The sequence below is a fragment of the Microbacterium sp. NPDC056736 genome, assembly GCF_042790415.1.
GTDB lineage: Bacteria > Actinomycetota > Actinomycetes > Actinomycetales > Microbacteriaceae > Microbacterium.
This window is the reverse complement of sequence record NZ_JBHTZE010000005.1, coordinates 1-17,530: the sequence shown is the minus strand read 5'-3', so window position 1 is coordinate 17,530 and position 17,530 is coordinate 1. Positions and strand designations below refer to the sequence as shown.

General features: G+C 72.0%; 14 protein-coding genes. 6 read left to right on the top strand and 8 right to left on the bottom strand.

The genetic code is table 11. The features are described 5' to 3' along the window. Positions 1-79: 79 nt before the first annotated feature. Both ACFRAL_RS11325 and ACFRAL_RS11320 read right to left on the bottom strand, forming a co-directional pair. A complete protein-coding gene (locus ACFRAL_RS11325) occupies positions 80-1,762 on the bottom strand; it encodes a hypothetical protein (RefSeq protein ID WP_378882869.1) in 1,683 nt (560 codons plus the stop codon). 75 nt (positions 1,763-1,837) lie between these two features. Next, positions 1,838-3,154, bottom strand: coding sequence for an ABC transporter substrate-binding protein (locus tag ACFRAL_RS11320; RefSeq protein WP_378882866.1), 1,317 nt, complete (start codon positions 3,152-3,154; stop codon positions 1,838-1,840). Positions 3,155-3,300: 146 nt separating this feature from the next. On the opposite strand from ACFRAL_RS11320, the gene ACFRAL_RS11315 reads away from it, so the two are divergent. The 6 genes from ACFRAL_RS11315 (at position 3,301) to ACFRAL_RS11290 (ending at position 8,474) form a co-directional block, all read left to right on the top strand. After that, positions 3,301-4,038, top strand: a complete 738-nt coding sequence (locus ACFRAL_RS11315) for a FadR/GntR family transcriptional regulator (RefSeq protein WP_378882863.1) — start codon at positions 3,301-3,303, stop codon at positions 4,036-4,038. A 77-nt stretch (positions 4,039-4,115) separates the two neighbouring features. After that, on the top strand, positions 4,116-5,087 hold the full coding sequence (locus ACFRAL_RS11310; protein ID WP_378882860.1) for a formylglycine-generating enzyme family protein: 972 nt from the start codon (positions 4,116-4,118) through the stop codon (positions 5,085-5,087). After that, a complete protein-coding gene (locus ACFRAL_RS11305; protein ID WP_336394508.1) occupies positions 5,084-5,449 on the top strand; it encodes a DUF202 domain-containing protein in 366 nt (121 codons plus the stop codon). The genes ACFRAL_RS11310 and ACFRAL_RS11305 overlap by 4 nt, the downstream gene beginning before the upstream one ends. Next, positions 5,446-5,799: a DUF202 domain-containing protein gene (locus ACFRAL_RS11300; protein WP_378882856.1), complete on the top strand. Its 354-nt coding sequence runs from the start codon at positions 5,446-5,448 to the stop codon at positions 5,797-5,799. The genes ACFRAL_RS11305 and ACFRAL_RS11300 overlap by 4 nt, the downstream gene beginning before the upstream one ends. 123 nt (positions 5,800-5,922) lie before the next feature. Then, complete coding sequence (locus ACFRAL_RS11295) at positions 5,923-6,987, top strand: nucleoside hydrolase (RefSeq protein WP_378882853.1); 1,065 nt, start codon at positions 5,923-5,925, stop codon at positions 6,985-6,987. Further along, entirely contained in the window at positions 6,984-8,474 is a 1,491-nt protein-coding gene (locus ACFRAL_RS11290; RefSeq protein ID WP_378882850.1) for a nucleoside hydrolase-like domain-containing protein, read from the top strand. Before ACFRAL_RS11295 ends, ACFRAL_RS11290 begins: the two co-directional genes overlap by 4 nt. A gap of 23 nt (positions 8,475-8,497) precedes the next feature. Here ACFRAL_RS11290 and ACFRAL_RS11285 read toward each other — a convergent pair whose 3' ends face one another. From ACFRAL_RS11285 to ACFRAL_RS11260, 6 genes are all read right to left on the bottom strand, one after another. After that, entirely contained in the window at positions 8,498-10,051 is a 1,554-nt protein-coding gene (locus ACFRAL_RS11285; protein WP_378882847.1) for a family 43 glycosylhydrolase, read from the bottom strand. Positions 10,052-10,073: 22 nt separating this feature from the next. Then, positions 10,074-11,210 carry a serine hydrolase domain-containing protein gene (locus ACFRAL_RS11280; protein WP_336394513.1) on the bottom strand — a complete coding sequence of 379 codons (1,137 nt, stop codon included), beginning with the start codon at positions 11,208-11,210 and terminating at the stop codon, positions 10,074-10,076. Further along, positions 11,207-13,642, bottom strand: coding sequence for a beta-glucosidase (locus tag ACFRAL_RS11275; RefSeq protein ID WP_378882845.1), 2,436 nt, complete (start codon positions 13,640-13,642; stop codon positions 11,207-11,209). The genes ACFRAL_RS11280 and ACFRAL_RS11275 overlap by 4 nt, the downstream gene beginning before the upstream one ends. 89 nt (positions 13,643-13,731) lie before the next feature. Continuing rightward, on the bottom strand, positions 13,732-14,607 hold the full coding sequence (locus ACFRAL_RS11270) for an ATP-binding cassette domain-containing protein (protein ID WP_378882842.1): 876 nt from the start codon (positions 14,605-14,607) through the stop codon (positions 13,732-13,734). After that, complete coding sequence (locus ACFRAL_RS11265; RefSeq protein ID WP_336394516.1) at positions 14,604-16,466, bottom strand: dipeptide/oligopeptide/nickel ABC transporter permease/ATP-binding protein; 1,863 nt, start codon at positions 16,464-16,466, stop codon at positions 14,604-14,606. The genes ACFRAL_RS11270 and ACFRAL_RS11265 overlap by 4 nt, the downstream gene beginning before the upstream one ends. Beyond that, the gene (locus ACFRAL_RS11260; RefSeq protein WP_336394517.1) at positions 16,463-17,404 is read right to left on the bottom strand and encodes an ABC transporter permease; all 942 of its coding nucleotides are present in this window, start codon (positions 17,402-17,404) and stop codon (positions 16,463-16,465) included. Before ACFRAL_RS11260 ends, ACFRAL_RS11265 begins: the two co-directional genes overlap by 4 nt. Positions 17,405-17,530: the final 126 nt, after the last annotated feature.

Below are 17,530 nucleotides of genomic sequence, written 5' to 3'. Positions count from 1 at the left end.
CTATCGACGATGATCGAGGTTACTCGGCGTCCATTGTGGCAAACCGGTTGACCAATTGCAAACGGCGGATGCCACGACGTCAGGACCGGCCGGCGCCGGCGTCCGCGATCTCGAACTCGAGCGTCTCGCCGTCGGGGCTCCCGGGACGGATCCGCAGCTCGATGTCGGCGAAGCGCTGCGTCCACAGGTCCGGCGGCCCGGCATGCGCCGCGATGGCCGCCTGGGCGGCGGGGTCGTCCAGGGCGTCGTAGACGAGCCACTGCCCGTCGCCCATCCGCATCGAGCCGGACCGCGCGGGATCGCACAGCCAGGCGGCGATGAGCACCGTCGCGCCGGCCCGCGCCCGGACCGAAAGCGCGTCGAGCGTGGCGCCGGGCAGGCGGCTCCCCGCGACCACCACGAGCCGCGCGTCGGCGAGCTGGTCCGCGCGGACGTTCTCGTCGAACACGAGGACGCCGCGCGCCGCCTGGAAGAGGCCGTGCATGTGCGTCTGCTCGGGCGCGCCGCTGGGGAGGGGGAACTCCGATCGCGGGATGCCGTTCAGCCGGTGGCGGGGGAAGTCGTAGCCGGGGATGTGGAGGCAGCTGCCGTGGTCGGGGATCTGCCCATGACTGAGCGCATGCCATGCGGCGAAGACGCTGCGCGAGGTCGCCGGCGCGGTGGCCGCGCGATTGCCGAAGGGTCGCTCGCCGCGCCCGAAGTCGCTGTCGTCGGCGTGCACGAGGGCGATGTCGGCGCGGGCGTCGCGGTGGCTCCAGCGCAGCGGATGCCGCGGCACGAAGTCGCGCACGAACTCGCGCCACACCTCGCCGTGCGCGGTCCGCTCGAAGCGGCCGCCGCCCCGGTGCCGCACGAGCACGTCGATGTTCTCCACGAACAGCCTCGTCGGGGCGAAGAAGTAGGCCAGTCGCAGTGCGGACGCGAACTCCGCGGGTGAATGGCCGGGGAAGCCGGGGGCGCGCGTGGGCCAGGGGCCGACGTCCGGCCCCCACAGGTCGGCGCACACCCACAGGTCGCGGCCGTACTGCAGGGCCGCTCCGAGGGCGGTTCCGAGCTGGAGCGGCTGGAACGATTCCTTCATCACCTTCGGGGCCGGCGTCATCCCGGCCCGGGCGAGCGTGTGGAACATCACCGGGAAGACCTGCTCGGCGAGGACCGGCGCCGCACGGCCGCCGGACTCCGAGGCCTCCCGGACGTCGCGCACCAGCCCGCGCACGGTGCGGTCGATCACCGCGACCGACTCCTCCGCGGTGAGCCCGTCGGTCCGGCCGAAGTGGGGGAGGTGGTCGTCCCGGCGGTACTGGTCCGCGTGGATCTGGAGGTGCTCCGGCTCGTCGTACAGCACGCCGGCCAGCCGACCGGTCTCGGCCGCCGCGCGGATCACCGCCGCCGGCACGTCGTAGCGGTTCGTGCCCTCGGCGTACGGACCGTTGATGTTGCCGTACTCGTTGCCGAGCACGATATCGATCCCGGCCGCCGCGAGATCGCGGAACAGCGCGTCGTGGTCGTGCTTCGTCGGGATGACGTGATGCACGTAGAACTCCGCGCCGAGGTCCTCGAGCGCCGACACGAACTCCTGCGGTGTCGGAGGGGGATCCTGCGACGGGATCGGGATGCCGGTCCCGGTGCGCATGATCTCGTCGGAGGCCGGCCCCGCCCACGGGTCGTGGAAGGCGACGACCGGACCCTGGATGCCGAGGCTCGGGCGGGCGTCGGAGCGGCCGGGATCGGCCGTTCCAGTCTGCGGTGAGGTTGAGGACATGGGCGGGAGCTCCTCCGGTGGACGGTGCGGACAGGACGGCGGGCCGGCGACCGAGGTCGCCGGCCCGCACGCGTGCTACTGGCCCAGCACGACGTCCATCTCGGCGAAGAACTGGTCGACGGCCTGGTCGACCGTCAGCGTGCCGAAGTTCAGCTCCTCGGTCAGCTCGCGGAACTTCTCGTGCAGCGAGCCGTAGCCGACGATCGGCGCCGGCGGGGCGTCGCCGAGGCGGTCGGCGATCGACGCCTCGTAGTCCACGATGTCCTGGCTGACCGGGTCGAGCTCGGCGGCTTCGCGTGCCGTCGCCGAGGCCGGCAGTCCTCGGTTGGTGCCGAAGATCTCGCCCGACTCCGGCGAGTTGATGAGGAAGTCGATGAGCGTGGCGGCTGCGGCGGGGTGCTCGGAGTTCGCGGCGATCGAGTACATCTGCGATGCCTTGAGGTAGAGGTCCTTCGCGCCCTCGACCGACAGCGGCGGAGCCTGCAAGGTCACCTCGTTGCCCTCGCCGAGGTTCGCGAGGTAGCCGGCGAGGAAGTTGTCGGTCTGCGTGTCGCTCGCGCTCAGACCGCTGTCGAACGCGGTCATCGGCTGCACCTCGGCGATCCGCTGCTGCGGGACGAACTGGCCGTTGTCGCGCACCTCGGCCCCCTCTTCCCAGTACTCCGTGAGCCGCTCCTCGTCGAAGCCCGGGTTGCCCTCGTCGTCGAAGAGCTCCTCGCCCTCGGCGCGCAGCTGCATCTCGAAGTTCACGAAGCGCGAGCTCGGGTCCACGCCGCCCCACACGTCCTCCACGCCGGCCGCCTTCGCTGCGTCGCTCACCTCGGCGACCCATTCGTAGTACTCGCCCCACGTGCCGCCGGCGAACGGGTCGACGCCGATCTCGTCGAGGACCGTCGTGTTCATGAACATCGACCAGGCGTTCGTCGAGATCGGCACGGCGGTGGTGACCCCGTCGACCACCCCGGCGCCGAGCACGGACGGCTCGATCGGGTCGGTCTGGATGATGGTGCCGAGGTACGGCTCGAGGTCGAGCAGCGAGCCGCCCTGCGAGTACTGGCGGATGTAAGCGAGATCCATCGTCACCACGTCGGGGAGCCCGTTGCCGCTGGCTTCGATCTGGCGCTTCTCCCAGTAGTCGTTCGGCGAGAGGAAAAGGATCTGGACGTCGATGTTGGGGTGCTGGTCCTCGAACACCTCGATCGCCTCGTTGTAGAGCTCGGCGCGGACGTCGTTGCCCCAGAAGGTGAACGAGATCGACACCTCCTCGTCGGGGTCGAGGGTGGGGTCGGCGCTGGAGGGCGCCGTCGAGGACGCACACCCCGTCAGTCCGATCAGGGCGGCCAGCCCCACTCCCGCCGTTGCCGCCGCCAGGTTCCTGTTCCGGAACTCCATCGTCATAGCCTCTCGTCGTCGAGCATTCAGGAAACGTTTTCTCACGTGGTCGCGAGAAGGGCGACCTGCGTCGCCCGGGGCTAGTCTGGCAAACCGGTTGACCGAATGCAATGTCGGACCTGCGCGGACTGCCGTAAGTTGTTCGCATGCCCGCGTACCCCGACGACCGCTCCGCGGAGATCACCGCCGCGCTCGGCGCGCTTCCGAGCGGCACGCCGGTGTCGGAGGTGGCGCGGCGTCTGATGGACCTCTTCACCACCGGCGACCTCGAGGCCGGCACCCGCCTTCCTCCGGAGCGCCAGCTCGCTGCGACCCTGGGGGTGGGGAGGTCGGCGGTGCGCGAGGCGCTGGCCGCTCTGGAGATCCTCGGCATCGTCGACGTCCGCCCGGGCTCCGGGACCTACCTGCGCGGCACCGCGAGCGAACTCCTGCCGCAGACGCTGCGCTGGGGGCTCCTCATCGGCCGCAAGAACACCGCCGAGCTGCTGGAGCTGCGCTCCGGGCTGGAGATCTACGTCGCCCGGCTCGCGGCCGGCAGAGCCGCGGCATCCGATCTGCGCGCGCTGTCGGGCTCACTGGAGCGCATGCAGCGCGGCACCGGCGATCTCAAGGCCTTCGCCCGCGCCGACCTGGAGTTCCACAACGCGCTGGCCTCCGCGGCGGGCAACGACACGCTCGTGGACCTGCTGCACGTCGTGCGGTCGCTGCTCCAGGTCTACGCCGACCGGGCGGTGCACGACGAGGCCGAGGCCCGCGCGGCCATCGACGAGCACGGCGCCGTGTTCCGCGCCATCGAAGCGGGCGACGAGGATGCCGCGGCCTCGGCCATGGCGACCCATATGGCGACCGCCTCCCAGCGGCTCGCCGCCGAAGCCTCGCCCTGACGGTCCGCTTCGGCGATGAGCCGGCCCGACGCGAGCGGGTGAGGCGTGTCTTCGCCCGCTGACGGAAGAATGGGGACATGGAAGGCGATCAGGGCGACTGCGGACCGTCGTGCGCGTGCGGGGCTCCGGCGCGCGCCCAGTTCGTGCGGATCGGGCGGACGGATGCCGCGCCCGCGGCGGCCGTGAACCCGGCACGTCACGCCGTGGAACAGGTCGCCGTCCCGGCGGGAGAGTTCACGATGGGCGACTCGTCGGGGGATCGCAACCCCGGTGACGGCGAGGTGCCGCTCCATCGCGTCGCGCTGCGCGCGTTCGCGATCGACGCCACGACCGTCACCAACGACGACTTCGCGCGGTTCGTCGACGACACCGGGTACCGCACCGAGGCGGAGACGTTCGGGTTCAGTGCGGTGTTCCACCTCGCCGTGCAGGCGCCGGCGTCGGACGTGATGGGGTCGGCGGCAGGCACGCCGTGGTGGCTCGGCGTGCGCGGGGCCGACTGGGCGCATCCGGGCGGCAGCGGCTCGACGCTCGACGGCCTCGGCGATCACCCCGTCGTGCACGTCAGCTGGAACGACGCGCAGGCGTACTGCGCCTGGGCGGGACGCAGGCTGCCGACCGAGGCGGAGTGGGAGTACGCGGCCCGCGGCGGCCTCGACGGCGCGAAGTATCCGTGGGGGGACGAGGAGGTCGACGCGGGCGGCTGGCGCGCGAACATCTGGCAGGGCGAGTTCCCCGGGGTCAACACCCTGGACGACGGCTACCTCGCGACGGCGCCCGCGAAGACCTTCGATCGCAACGGATACGGGCTGTGGCAGCCTGTGGGCAACGTGTGGGAGTGGTGCGCCGACTGGTTCTCGCCGCGCACGTACACCGAGGCCGCGGCAGTCGATCCGCGCGGCCCCGACCGCGGCGGCGCGCGGGTGCTCCGCGGCGGCAGCTACCTGTGCCACATCTCGTACTGCAACCGCTACCGCAACTCGGCACGCTCGCAGAACACCCCCGACTCCTCGATGGGCAATGCCGGCTTCCGGACGGTCGCCGCATGAGCGGGGAGCGCCGGTTCCCGGCATCCGTCTTCGGGCAGGGATCCGAACCGGACGCCCGGTTCACCCTCGCCAACGAGCGCACCTTCTTGGCGTGGATCCGCACGGCTCTCGCGCTGATCGCGGGCGGCGTCGCCCTCGAGCTGCTCGGGCTGGAGCTGCACCCCGGGCTGCGCCTGGCGGCGTCGCTCGTGCTGGTGGTCGCGGGAGTGCTCACGCCCGCGCTGGCGTGGGTGGGATGGTCTCGCGCCGAGCGGGCGCTGCGGACGGGTCGTCCGCTTCCCAGCTCGCTGTTGGGCGTCGTGCTGGCCATCGCGGTGACCGCCGCCGGTCTCCTCGTGCTGCTGGCCATCCTGCTGCGATGACGGGACTCTTCGACCCCGGTCTGCAGCCGGAGCGCACCGAGCTCGCCTGGCGGCGGACGGCCCTCGCGGTCGGCGTGGGGTCGCTCGTGGCGATGCGGCTGCTTCCCGTGGCGTTCTCCGACCCGTGGTGGATCCTGGTGGGCGCAGCCGGCCTCGTCTTCGCGGGGGCCCTCTGGGTCGTGTCGCGGCGGCGGGGCCGGCGAACAGTCCAGCTGCTCCTCGCCCGAGGCGACCGCGCCCCGCTGCCGGGGGGCGGACTGCTGGCGCTCCTGGCTGTCTTCGTCGGCCTCAGCGGGTGCGTCGCGCTCGCCGTCGTGGTGACCGCCGCCGCCACCGGCGGGCTGGGTTGACCTCGTTCGCCGACGCCGCAGGGCCGATATCCCGTGCAGCCATGATGACGGCCGCGGAACAAGGAAATTGGTCAACCGGTGGTACGATTTCGCCGTTCCCGCGCCCGCGATGAGGAGTCGACGATGACGAAGGTGCCGACACCGGCCGACACCGAGGCCGCCCGTGCGGGCCTCTCCTGGCGACTCGGCGAGACGCCGTGGCAGGCGATCCCTCCGCTCGGCGCGCCGCGCGCGAGGGTGATCCTCGACAACGATTTCTCGGGGGACCCCGACGACCTCTACCAGCTCGTGCACCACCTGCTGTCGCCGAGCGCCGAGGTCCGCCTCGTCGTGGCGTCGCACCTGCGGCCGGACGATCCGTTCGACCCCAGCGCCGAGCAGGCCCGCAACGCCGTGGCCGTGGCACGCGACGTCTTCGCGCGCATGGGACTGGAATCCGTCGACGTCATCGTCCAGGGTTCGAACGTGCCGCTGACCGACGGCGGCACGCCGCAGCCGGCTCCCGCGGTCGATGCGATCATCGCCGAGGCGCTGCGCGAGGACGTCGACTCGCCGCTGTTCTATCTCGCCGGCGGCGGCCTCACCGACCTCGCCTCGGCGTGGCTGCGCGAACCGCGGATCGCCGATCGGCTGACCCTCGTGTGGATCGGCGGCGCCGAGCACGACGGCCTCGCCGTGCCGCCCCCGGGCGCGATGCCGATCGAGTACAACCTGCTCATCGACGTGACCGCGGCGCAGGTCGTGTTCGGCGACTCCGGGATCCCGGTCTGGCAGGTGCCGCGCGACGTGTACCGCCAGTGCCTGGTGTCCGACGCCGAGCTGCGGCTGCGCGTCGCGGCGACCGGGCCGCTCGGCCGCCACCTCTACGACGAGGTCGCCCACGTGATGCGCATGGTGGGCTCGTTCGCGGGCGGCGCCGCCGAGACGTACGCCCTGGGCGACTCGCCGCTCGTGCTGCTGAGCGCGCTGCAGTCCGTCTTCGAACCCGACCCCGCGTCGAGCCGGTACGTCGCACGGCCCACGCCGCGGATCGGCGACGACGGCGCGTATATCGACGTGCCCGGCGCGCGTCCCATGCGCGTGTACACGTGGGTGGACACGCGACTGATGTTCGAGGACTTCTTCCTCAAGCTCGCGGAGTTCAGCCGGTGGCAGGCGGGGTCGGATGCCGCGGAGGTGACCGCATGACCGCCCTCGAGCCGGTCGTCTCGACCATCCCGCGCCCGCGCACCATCGTCACGGCCGATCCCGAACTCGACGATCTCAACTCGATGATCCGCTTCCTGCTGTACAGCAACGAGGTGGAGGTCGAGGGACTCGTCTACGCCTCCAGCCGCTTCCACTGGCGAGGAGACGGGCGGGGGACCGAGTTCTTCCTCCCCGATCGGGAGTACGACCAGAAGCAGACCTCCTGGCGCTGGGCGCCCGGCGAGCGCTTCATCGACGATGCCGTCGACGCCTACGCCGAGGTGTACGAGAACCTGCGACAGCACGATCCGCGCTACCCCGCACCCGAGGCGCTGCGCGCGGTGATCCGCGACGGGAACATCGACTTCGAGGGGGACACGTCGGCCGAAACGCCGGGGTCGCAGTTGATCGCCGACGTTCTGCTGGACGACCGGCCGGGCCCGGTGTATCTGCAGCTGTGGGCGGGGCCGAGCACCGTCGCGCGGGCCCTCATGTCGATCGAGGAGCGGTTCCGCGGCACCGATGAGTGGGAGGCCGTGCATGCGGCCGTCTCGGCCAAGGCCGTCATCACGAAGTTCGCGTCGCAGGACGGAACCTACGACGAGTACATCGCGCCCGTGTGGCCAGGCATCCGGGTGATCGAGGTGGCGACGCTGGCGTGGGGCTACATGGCCCGCAAGACCATCCGCCCCGACGACCAGCGCCTGCTGAGCGCCGAGTGGATGCGCGAGAACGTCGCCGGCGTCGGCCCGCTCGGCGGGCTCTACCGCGTGTGGGGCGACGGTCGGCAGATGGTGCCCGGCGACATGACCGACTATTTCCACCTCTCGGGGCTGTCGGCCGACGAGCTGCGCGCTCAGGGATACCAGGTGTGGATGGAGCCGCAGGCGGCCGGGGAGTGGATCTCCGAGGGCGACACCACGAACATGCTGAACCTCCTCGTCCCGGGCCTGCGGGCGCACGAGCATCCGTCGTACGGCGGGTGGGGCGGTCGATATGTCCGCACCGGCGAGGGAACCGACACCTGGGGCCTGGTGGATGCCGCGTTCACGCCGGGATCCGGAGACTGGGCGTCGAGCGGCCCCTCGGGAGACGAGGGGTCGGTGGTGCGCTGGTTCGCCGACGCCCAGGCCGACTTCGCCGCCCGGCTGCGGTGGACCGTCTCGACCTACGACGAGGCGAACCATCACCCTCGACTGTCGGTCGACGGCGGGATCGACCGTGACGTCGCGCCCGGGGAGCAGCTGACGCTCACGGCATCCGTCGCGGACCCCGACGGGGACGGCGTGACCGTGCGGTGGTGGGTCTACGACGAGGTCGGGACCTGCGACCACGAGGCGGCGGTCGCCCCGCGGGGGGCGACCGCAGAGGTGTCGATCCCGGCCGGCGCGCGACCCGGCGACACCATCCACGTCATCGCCGAAGCGGTCGACGACGCCCCGGCGCCGCTGAAGGCCTTCCAGCGGGTGATCCTCACCGTCCGCTGATCACTCCGCGCAGGTGCGTGCGATCAGTCGTCGTGTCCCTCGGCGGTCCAGCTCGACACGGCCACGACGCCGTCGACGGCATAGACGCCGACGACCCTGCCCGTGAACGACTCCGTCGTCTCCGACGACAGGAAGCGCCCGTCGACCTCGGCCAGCTGCACGCGCTCGCCGTCGATGGTCGCCCCGAGATGGATGACATCGCTCGTGCGGGGCAGGCCGCCGCCCGCCTCGTCGCCGAGCAGCTGCTCCGTCTGCCCGGGTGCGTGGGTGGGCGGAAGCGAGTCCAGATGCAGCTCGACGACACCGCCGGAGTAGGGGTGCACCCACGTCTGGACCAGCCCGCCGACGACCGCGCGCGCCGTGATGGTGTCGGATGCCGCCTCGAGCTCGACATGGAACCGTTCGTCGTAGCGCACCGCGAGTCCGCCCACGCCGGATGAGGCGTCCATCCGGACCGTGATCGTGCTGGTGAGGTGCTCCTGGCGGCGTCCGATGAACACCGGGCGAGGGTCGTCGAGCGTCGAGCCGTCGCCGCGAAGAGTGAGCCAGCCGGGGCGGGACCGGAGATCGCCGTGGTCGGAGGGCAGTGCCCTTACCGCGATCCACTCGCCGTCGAGCTCGGCGCCCGGCGAGAACGTCACCTCCGTGCGTGTGCCGGGACGGGGGTTCAGCAGCACCGGGTCGATCGCCGGCCAGCCGTCGGACTCCCACCGCACCGGCGTGACGAACGTCTCGCGGCCCAGGGCCGAGAACGCCCGCGTCATGCTCCGGGGGCGTACGCCGAGCAGCACGCACAGCCACTGCCCGCCGGGGCCCACGACCAGGTCGCCGTGGCCGGTGTTCTGGATCGGCCTAGTGGTGGAGCGCGCCGACACGAGCGGGTTCTGCGGCGCCGCCTCGAACGGGCCTTCCGGCGAGTCGCCCCGCGCGATCGAGATGCCGTGACCGCGCTCGGTGCCGCCCTCGGCGATCATGAGGTACCAGCGCCCGCCGACCTCGTAGAGATGGGGTGCCTCGGGGAATCCGCCACCGGTACCCGACCAGAGCGACCGCGGCTCCTCGAGTGCACGGTGGGTGCCGAGGTCGACTCTCACCTGCTGGATGCCGAGGTGCGTCCCGATCTCCGCGCCGCTCAGGAGGAGCCCTGAGTACGTGATGTACGCGCTGCCGTCGGCATCCCACGCGATGTCGGGGTCGATGCCGTCGAGGCTCGCCGAGCCGTCGGCCTTCCGCAGCAGGTCCCCGTCGCTCCACGGACCTGCGGCGTCGGGTGCGGTGAAGTGCAGCATCCCGCGTCCCATCGCGTCGGTGATCACGAGGTGGAACACGCCGTCGCGGTGCCGGATCGTGGGTGCCCACGCACCGCCGGCGGTCGGCACCTCCTCGACGTCGAGCTGCCCGCGACGAGTGGCGACATGACCGATGAGCTCCCACGTCTCGAAGTCGGTGGAGCGGTGGATGGGAATGCCCGGCAGATACTCGAACGTCGAGGTCGCCAGGTAGTAGACGCCGTCGACCTCGACGACCGACGGGTCGGGGTGGAAGCCGTTGATCAGGGGGTTGTACAGCGTGGTCACGAAGGTCTTTCGGGTGCGGGGTTCAGGACGAGAGCAGGATGCCGAGCTCGCGGGCCAGCGCGACGGCGCGAGGGTCCGCGCCGCCGGGCCACGGCCCGCGGGCGATCGTCCACGCGAAGGCGAGGCCGGTGTCGGGGTCGACGCACGCCAGGGCGCCCGCGGCGCCGTCGTGGCCGAACGAGCGCGGGCCGCCGAAGGCGAGCTGCTGCGACGGCTTCTGGAACACGATCGCGTGAGCGCGGTCATGCTGATGCAGCACCTCGTCGTAGCCGCGGATCTGCTGCTGCCCGATCTGCTCGACGGTGTCGGCGCCGAGGAACGGCGGCAGGCCGTCGACGCCCGTGACCGAGGCGGCCATGAGTCGGGCGAGGCCCCGGGCGGTGCCGGCGCCCGAGCCCGCCGGGTGCCCGTAGCGCCAGCTGCGCGGCGAGTTGCCGAGGTCGACGTCGCCCCCCATCGCGCCGAACACGACCGGACCGAGCGCCGAGTACTCGCGGGCGGTCCTGTCGGAGACCGGCTGGATCATCGGCAGCACGGGTGCGCGGCGGTGCTCCTGGTCGGCCGGAAGCCCGAGGAAGAAGTCGATGCCGTGCGGGCGGCGGATCTCCCGCTCGTAGAAGTCGTGGAGGGTGAGCCCCGTCACCCGGAACACCAGCTCGTCTCCGAGGTTGCCGATCGTGACGGCGTGATAGCCGAAGGCGCCGCCGGGATGCCAGAAGGGCCGGCTCGCGGCGAGGCGCTCGGCCGCCGCGTGGTGGTCGAGCAGCTCGTCCCACGAGAGCGCCGGCGTGGCCTGCGGAAGACCGGCCTGGTGCGAGAGCAGCTGGCGTACGGTGACACCGGCCTTGCCCTTCGCGGCGAACTCCGGCCAGTAGTGCGCGACGCGCTCGTCGAGGTCGAGCTCGCCGCGCTCGACCAGGAGGCCGACCGCCAGCCCGATGGTGTTCTTCGTCACCGAGTACGGCACGATGACGGAGTCCTCGGCGAGATGCGGTCCGCCCCACGCATCGAGCACCGGTGCGCCGTCATGGAACGCCGCGACCTGGAACGACAGATCGGGATCGGCCGCCAGGAAGCCGTCGAGGCGCTCGACGATCTCGGCGAGCCGCGGGTCCGCCGCACCCTCGAGGGAGTCCGCGGTCAGCGGCGCCAGGCTCATGCCAGCCCTCCCTCGGTCGGCCACTCCAGCGCGAGCGGGAGGTCGGCGACGGATGCGCCTGCGCGCAACGTGAACGCGCCGGGCTCGACGACCCACTCGCCCGCCCAGTGGGCGAGGCGTCGCGGCGGCACAGCGATCGTCGCGGTCACGGTCTCGCCGGGAGCGGCGTGCACCGTCGCGAAGCCCACGAGCCAGCGCTCGGGACGCTCGACCGACGAGTCCGCCCGCTCGGCGTAGACCTGCACGACCTGCTTCCCGGCGCGGTCGCCCGTGTTGGCGAGCGTGATCTCGAGGGCGTCGCCGACGCGCTGAGCGGCACCCCACGACCAGGTCGTGTAGCCCAGGCCGTGCCCGAACGGGAATGCCGGCGCGGCATCCGCCCGCAGCCAGGCGCGGTAGCCGATGTGGATGCCCTCGCGGTACTCGAGTCGCCCGTCCGTCGGGACGACCTCGGTCACCGGCACGTCGGCGAGGGCCGCGGGCCAGGTGGTGGGGAGGCGACCGCCGGGCTCGGCGGCGCCGGTGAGCACGTCGGCGACCGCGTGGCCGAACTCCTGTCCGCCGAAGTACCCCTGCACGATGGCCCCGACCTCACCTGCCCACGGCATCACGACGGGGGAGCCGGCGTTCACGACGACGACGGTGGGCGTGCCGGTCGCCGCCACCGCGCGGACGAGGTCGTCCTGGCGGCCGGGCAGCTCGAGGCTGGTGCGGTCGTAGCCCTCCGACTCGACCTTCGAGTTGGTGCCGACGACGACGACGGCGACATCGGATGCCTCGGCCTCGGCGACGGCGCGGGCGATGAGGTCATCGGCGTCGGTCCGCTCCGGCGCGATGCCGAGCGTCGCGCTCATGGCGCCTGAGAGCGGGCCCCCGGGCGCGCGGCTGAACTCGACGCGGATCGCCGTCTCGCGCCCGGCCGTCACGGCGACGGTGGACGTGAGCGAGGGCGGGTTGAGGAATGCGGCGCCGAGATCGGTGCCTTCGATGACGGGGGCGTCGTCGAGCACCAGGTGGCCGTCCACGAAGAGCCTGCCGGGATTCGCGCCGGCGAAGCCCAGCTCGATGTCGCCGCTGTGCTCGGGGGTGTACAGCGTCTCCAGCACCACGGTGGCGCTCGCCGCGATCGGCGCATCGCCGCCGAACCACACCAGCGACGTGGAGCGGCGGTTCTCGGCGAACAGCTCCGTGCCGTCGGCGTCGAAGAAGGCGACGCGCAGCCCGGGCTCGCTCGTGGCGGGGTTCCGCAGCTGCGCGAGCGGGATCTCGGCGACGCCCTCCTGGACGACGGCGCCGATCTCGTACCGCACCTCGGCCCCGGGCGCTGCGGCGCGGATGGCGTCGAGCGGCGACACGACCCGCTCCGGGATCACGGTCGCGCTGCCGCCGCCCTGCGTGCGGGCGTCCCGCGCGTTCTGCCCGATGACCGCGATGCGGCCGAGGGTGGCGGCATCCCACGGCAGCACGCCCTCGTTGCGCAGCAGCACGGTGCCGGAGATCGCGGCCTGCCGGGCGAACGCCGGCCCGTCCACGGGTGCGGGCTCGACCGGCGTCGCGTCGCCCAGCGCCCCGACCCGCTCGGCGAGCAGCAGCAGGCGCAGCACCTTGCGGTCGAGGTCGGCCTCCGCCACGCGCCCGTCGCGGACCGCCTCGACGAGATCGGCCCAGGCGGGGGCCGGGCCGGGCATGGCCAGGTCCTGCGCCGCCGGCACCGCGTCGAGCGATCGCACCGCGGTCCAGTCGCTGATGACGACCCCGTCGAAGCCCCACTCCGAGTTCAGCGGCGTCTCGAGCAGGTCGTTCTCGGTCATCGTGACGCCGTCGACGGCGTTGTAGGAGCTCATGATCGCCCACGCGCCCGCTTCGACGGCACGCTCGAACGGGGCGAGGTAGAGCTCGCGCAGTGCGCGCTCGCCGACGCGGACGTCGACCGTGAAGCGGTCGGTCTCGGAGTCGTTCGCCACGTAGTGCTTGGGGGTGGCGGCCACCCCGTTGTCCTGCAGGCCCCGCACGTACGCGGCCGCGAGCTCGGCCGACAGCTCCGGGTCCTCGCTGAAGCACTCGAAGTGCCGGCCGCCCAGCGGCGAGCGGTGCAGGTTGATCGTCGGGCCCAGCACGACGTCGACGCCCTTGCGGCGGGCTTCGGATGCCGCGGCCGCGCCGTACCGGTACGCCAGATCGACGTCCCACGCGGCGGCCAGTGCCGACCCCGACGGGAGATTGAGCGACGGCTCGCGCTCGTCCCAGCGGGGACCGCGGACGCCGGCCGGGCCGTCCGACAGGGTCATCGCGCGCAACCCGATCTCGGGGACGGCGACGGTGGTCCAGAAGTCCGCGCCCTGCACGAGCGCGGCCTTCTGCTCGAGCGTGAGCCTCTCCAGAAGCGGCTGGAGGTGCGCCACGGAGGCAGGGCGGAGGGCGGTGTCAGTCATGGGGAGGGTGCTTTCTCGAAGGGAGGATCAGGGATCGGATGCCGCGGCCCGCCACCCACGGGACGGGCCGGGCCGCGGCATCCGGGTCATCAGGCGGCGCCGGCGGCCGCCTCCGCGTCCAGGAGAGCGCGCCGCGCGATGCGGCGCTCCTGCTGCCTGTCGGGATCGGGCACCGGCGCGGCCATGAACAGGCGCTGCGTGTAGGGGTGCTCGGGGTGCGAGGTGACGCGGTCTCCGTCGCCGGTCTCGACGATCTCGCCGCGATACATCACGGCGACGCGGTGTGAGATGTGCCGCACCACCGCCAGGTCGTGCGTCACGAACAGGTAGGCGACGCCCGTGCGGTCCTGGATCTCGATGAAGAGGTCGAGCACGCGCGCCTGCGTCGACAGGTCGAGTGCCGAGACCGGCTCGTCGCACACGATGAGCCGGGGCTGCAGCGCGAGCGCCCGCGCGATCGCGACGCGCTGCCGCTGACCGCCCGAGAACTCGCGGGGCAGGCGCCCTCGCGCGTCGGACGGGAGGCCCACCTGGTCGAGCAGATCCCGCACGCGGCTCTTGGCCTCGGCCGTCGCGACCCCGGCCGCGGTCAGCGGCTCGATCAGGATCTGCTCGATCGTCATCGACGGGTTCAGCGACGAGTAGGGGTCCTGGAAGACGACCTGGATCTCGGAGCTCAGCGCCCGGCGCGCCTGGCGCCCGAGATGCGAGATGTCCTTGCCGTCGTACGTGATCGACCCCTCGGTCACCGGTGCGAGCCCCAGCGCGGCGCGTCCGAGCGTGGTCTTCCCGGACCCCGACTCGCCGACGAGGCCCACCGTCTCACCGGGAAGGATGTCGAGCGACACGCCCTTGAGGGCCCGGAACGGCTGCGCACGGAACCCCTTGCCGGGGTACTCGACGACGAGGTCCTTGACATCCAGCAGCGGCGTCTCCCGCGGCGGGGCGGTCAGCGGAGTGGTCATGCTCGCGCTCCCTTCAGGACGAGCGGCGGGCGGGCGGGACCCTCGTCGAGGATCGCGTCCAGCAGCGCCTTCGTGTACGGATGCTGCGCGTCGTTGAAGATCGCGCGCACGGGGCCCTGTTCGACGAAGCGACCGCTCTGCATCACCGAGACCCGGTCGCAGAGGTCGGCCACGACGCCGAAGTTGTGGGTCACGAGGAGCATGGCCATGTTCCGCTCGGCCTGGAGGTCCCGCAGCAGATCCAGCACCTCGGCCTGCACCGTCACGTCGAGAGCCGTCGTCGGCTCGTCGGCGATGATGAGGTCGGGGTCGGTCGAGACGGCCCCTGCGATGAGCACGCGCTGCGCCATGCCGCCCGACACCTCGAACGGATACGCGTCGAACGTGCGCTTCGGGTTGGGGATGCCGACCCGGGCGAGCAGCTCGAGCGACCGCTCGGTCGCCGCCTTCTTCGACAGCCCGAGGTTCTTGCGCAACGGCTCGACCAGCTGGCCGCCGATCGTGAACGAGGGGTCGAGGTTCGACATCGGCTCCTGCGGGATGTAGCCGATGCGCTTGCCCCGCAGCCCCGCGTAGGAGCGGTCGTCGCCGCCCGCGAGCTCGGTGCCCTCGTACAGGATCGAGCCGGCCGTGACGTGCCCGCCGCGGGGGAGGAGCCCCAGCACGGCGAATGCCGTCTGCGTCTTGCCCGAGCCGGATTCGCCGATGAGGCCGTGGACTTCGCCCCGGCGGATGTCGAGCGAGACGCCGTGGACGACCTCGATGTGCGAGCCGTCGGGCTGGTCGTACCCGACGCGGAGGTCGCGGACCTCCAGCACCTTCTCCGAGGCCTTGCTGCGCACGTCGTCCTTGTGCGTGATGACGCCCGCGCTCTCGAAGATCGGCGGCTCGTCGAGGTCGACGACGTCGCCGCCGCTCAGCCCGACGGACGTCGTCACCGCGGCCACCGATCCGGTCGCGGTCGCCACCGCGCGGCGGCGCTTGCGGCGCACCGAGACCGTGCGCTCCAGCTCGTCGCGCATGACGTTGGCCAGCAGCGTCAGCGCGATGCACGTGAGCGCGATCGCAAGCGACGGCCACAGCATGAGCAGCGGCTCCTTGTAGATGTTCTTGAAGCCGTCGTTGAGCATCTGGCCCCACGTGGGGACCGCCACGTCGCCGAGTCCGAGGAACTCCAGCCCCGACTGGATCGCGATCGCGATGCCGGCGATGATCGCCGCCTGGATGATGATGGGCGCCCGCACGACCGACAGCACGTGGCGCGCGATGATGCGCGAGTCGCTGAGGCCCGAGACGCGGGCCGCGTCGACGTACAGCTCCGAGCGCACCGCGGTGACCGACGCGTACACGAGGCGGTAGAACGCCGGTGCGAGCAGGATGCCGAAGATGAACATCGAGATCCACACCGAGGGTCCGAGCACCGCCCGCGCCGCGAGCAGCACGACGATGCCGGGCAGGGCCATGTTCAGCTCGGTCACCCAGGTGGCCGTGCTGTTGAACCACCCCTGGTAGTAGCCGGCGATGAGGCCGCTGATGACACCGAGGATCAGCGCGACGGCGAGGGCGAGGAGCGCGGCGGCGACGGTCGTCTGGGTGGCTGCGAGCAGGCGCGACAGCACGTCGCGTCCACTGCCGTCGGTGCCCAGGATGTGCTCGGCGCTGGGCGGTGCGAGCACGTTGCGGATGTCGGCGTAGTTGGGGTCCTGCGGGGCGATGGCCGGGCCGATGATCGCGATGACGCCCAGCAGCACCAGGAAGATCAGCGAGGCGAGGCCGAGCGGACGGCGCAGCAGGCGCCGCCGGAGCGAGACGCGTACCGGCGCGACCGGTACGTCGAGGGGGACGTCGATGGCGGTCATGAGAGTCGCACCTTCGGGTTCAGCGCCGCCTGGGCGAGGTCGATGAGGAGGTTCACGATGACGACGATGACCGCGAATGCGATCACCACGCCCATGACGACGGGGATGTCGCCGAGCGTCGTCGCGCGGACGGTGAGCTGGCCCATGCCGGGGATGGCGAAGACCTGCTCCACGATCACGGCCCCGCCGAGGAGCCCGATGAACTGCACCGCGAGGACGGCGAGCGCCGGGCCTCCGGCGTTGCGGAGGACGTGACGGTAGACGACGGCATTGGTGGCGAGGCCGCGGGCGCGCAGCGTGCGGACGTAGTCGCGCGACATGGCGTCGATGACCGACCCGCGCACCTGCTGGGCGACGACGGCGATGGCGCCGATCGACAGGGCGATGATCGGCAGCGTCACCGACGACAGCCATCCGACGAACGAGGTGGTCACCGGGATGTAGCCGGTGGCCTTGAACCAGCCGAGGTTGATCGCGAAGACGAGCACCAGGCCGAGCGCGATGAGGAAGCCCGGGATCGCGAAGCCCACGAGCGAGACGACCTGGACGCTTCCGTCGATCCACCCGCCGCGACGGGCGGCGAGGACGCCGAGGACCACCGCGACGACGGCCGAGAGGAGCGTCGCGCCGATCACGATCGACAGGGTGACGGCGAGGCGGTTGCCGACGCTGGTCGAGACCAGCTCGCCGGTGAACCAGCTGCGGCCGAGGCTGCCGGTGAGGGCGCCCGTGACCCACTCCCCGTACTGGGCGAGCAGCGGCTGGTTCAGGCCCAGCTCCTCGGTCTTCTTGGCGACGGTCTCGGCGGTGGCGTTCTCGCCGAGGATGCGGCGGGCGATGTCGCCGCCTCCCGCGAAGAGGAGGACGAACGCGAGGAACGAGATCACCGCGATCAGGATGACGCCCGACAGCAGGCGCCGGAGGATGAATGCAAGCATGAGGTCTTCCCGTGGGTGGTGTCGCCCCGCCCCGGCCGGTACCCCCGGGGGGGGCGGGGCATCACGACATAGGCCGGTACCCGCAGCAACACCGGTTGGCGATGGGGGGCCACAAAAAGAGGTTAG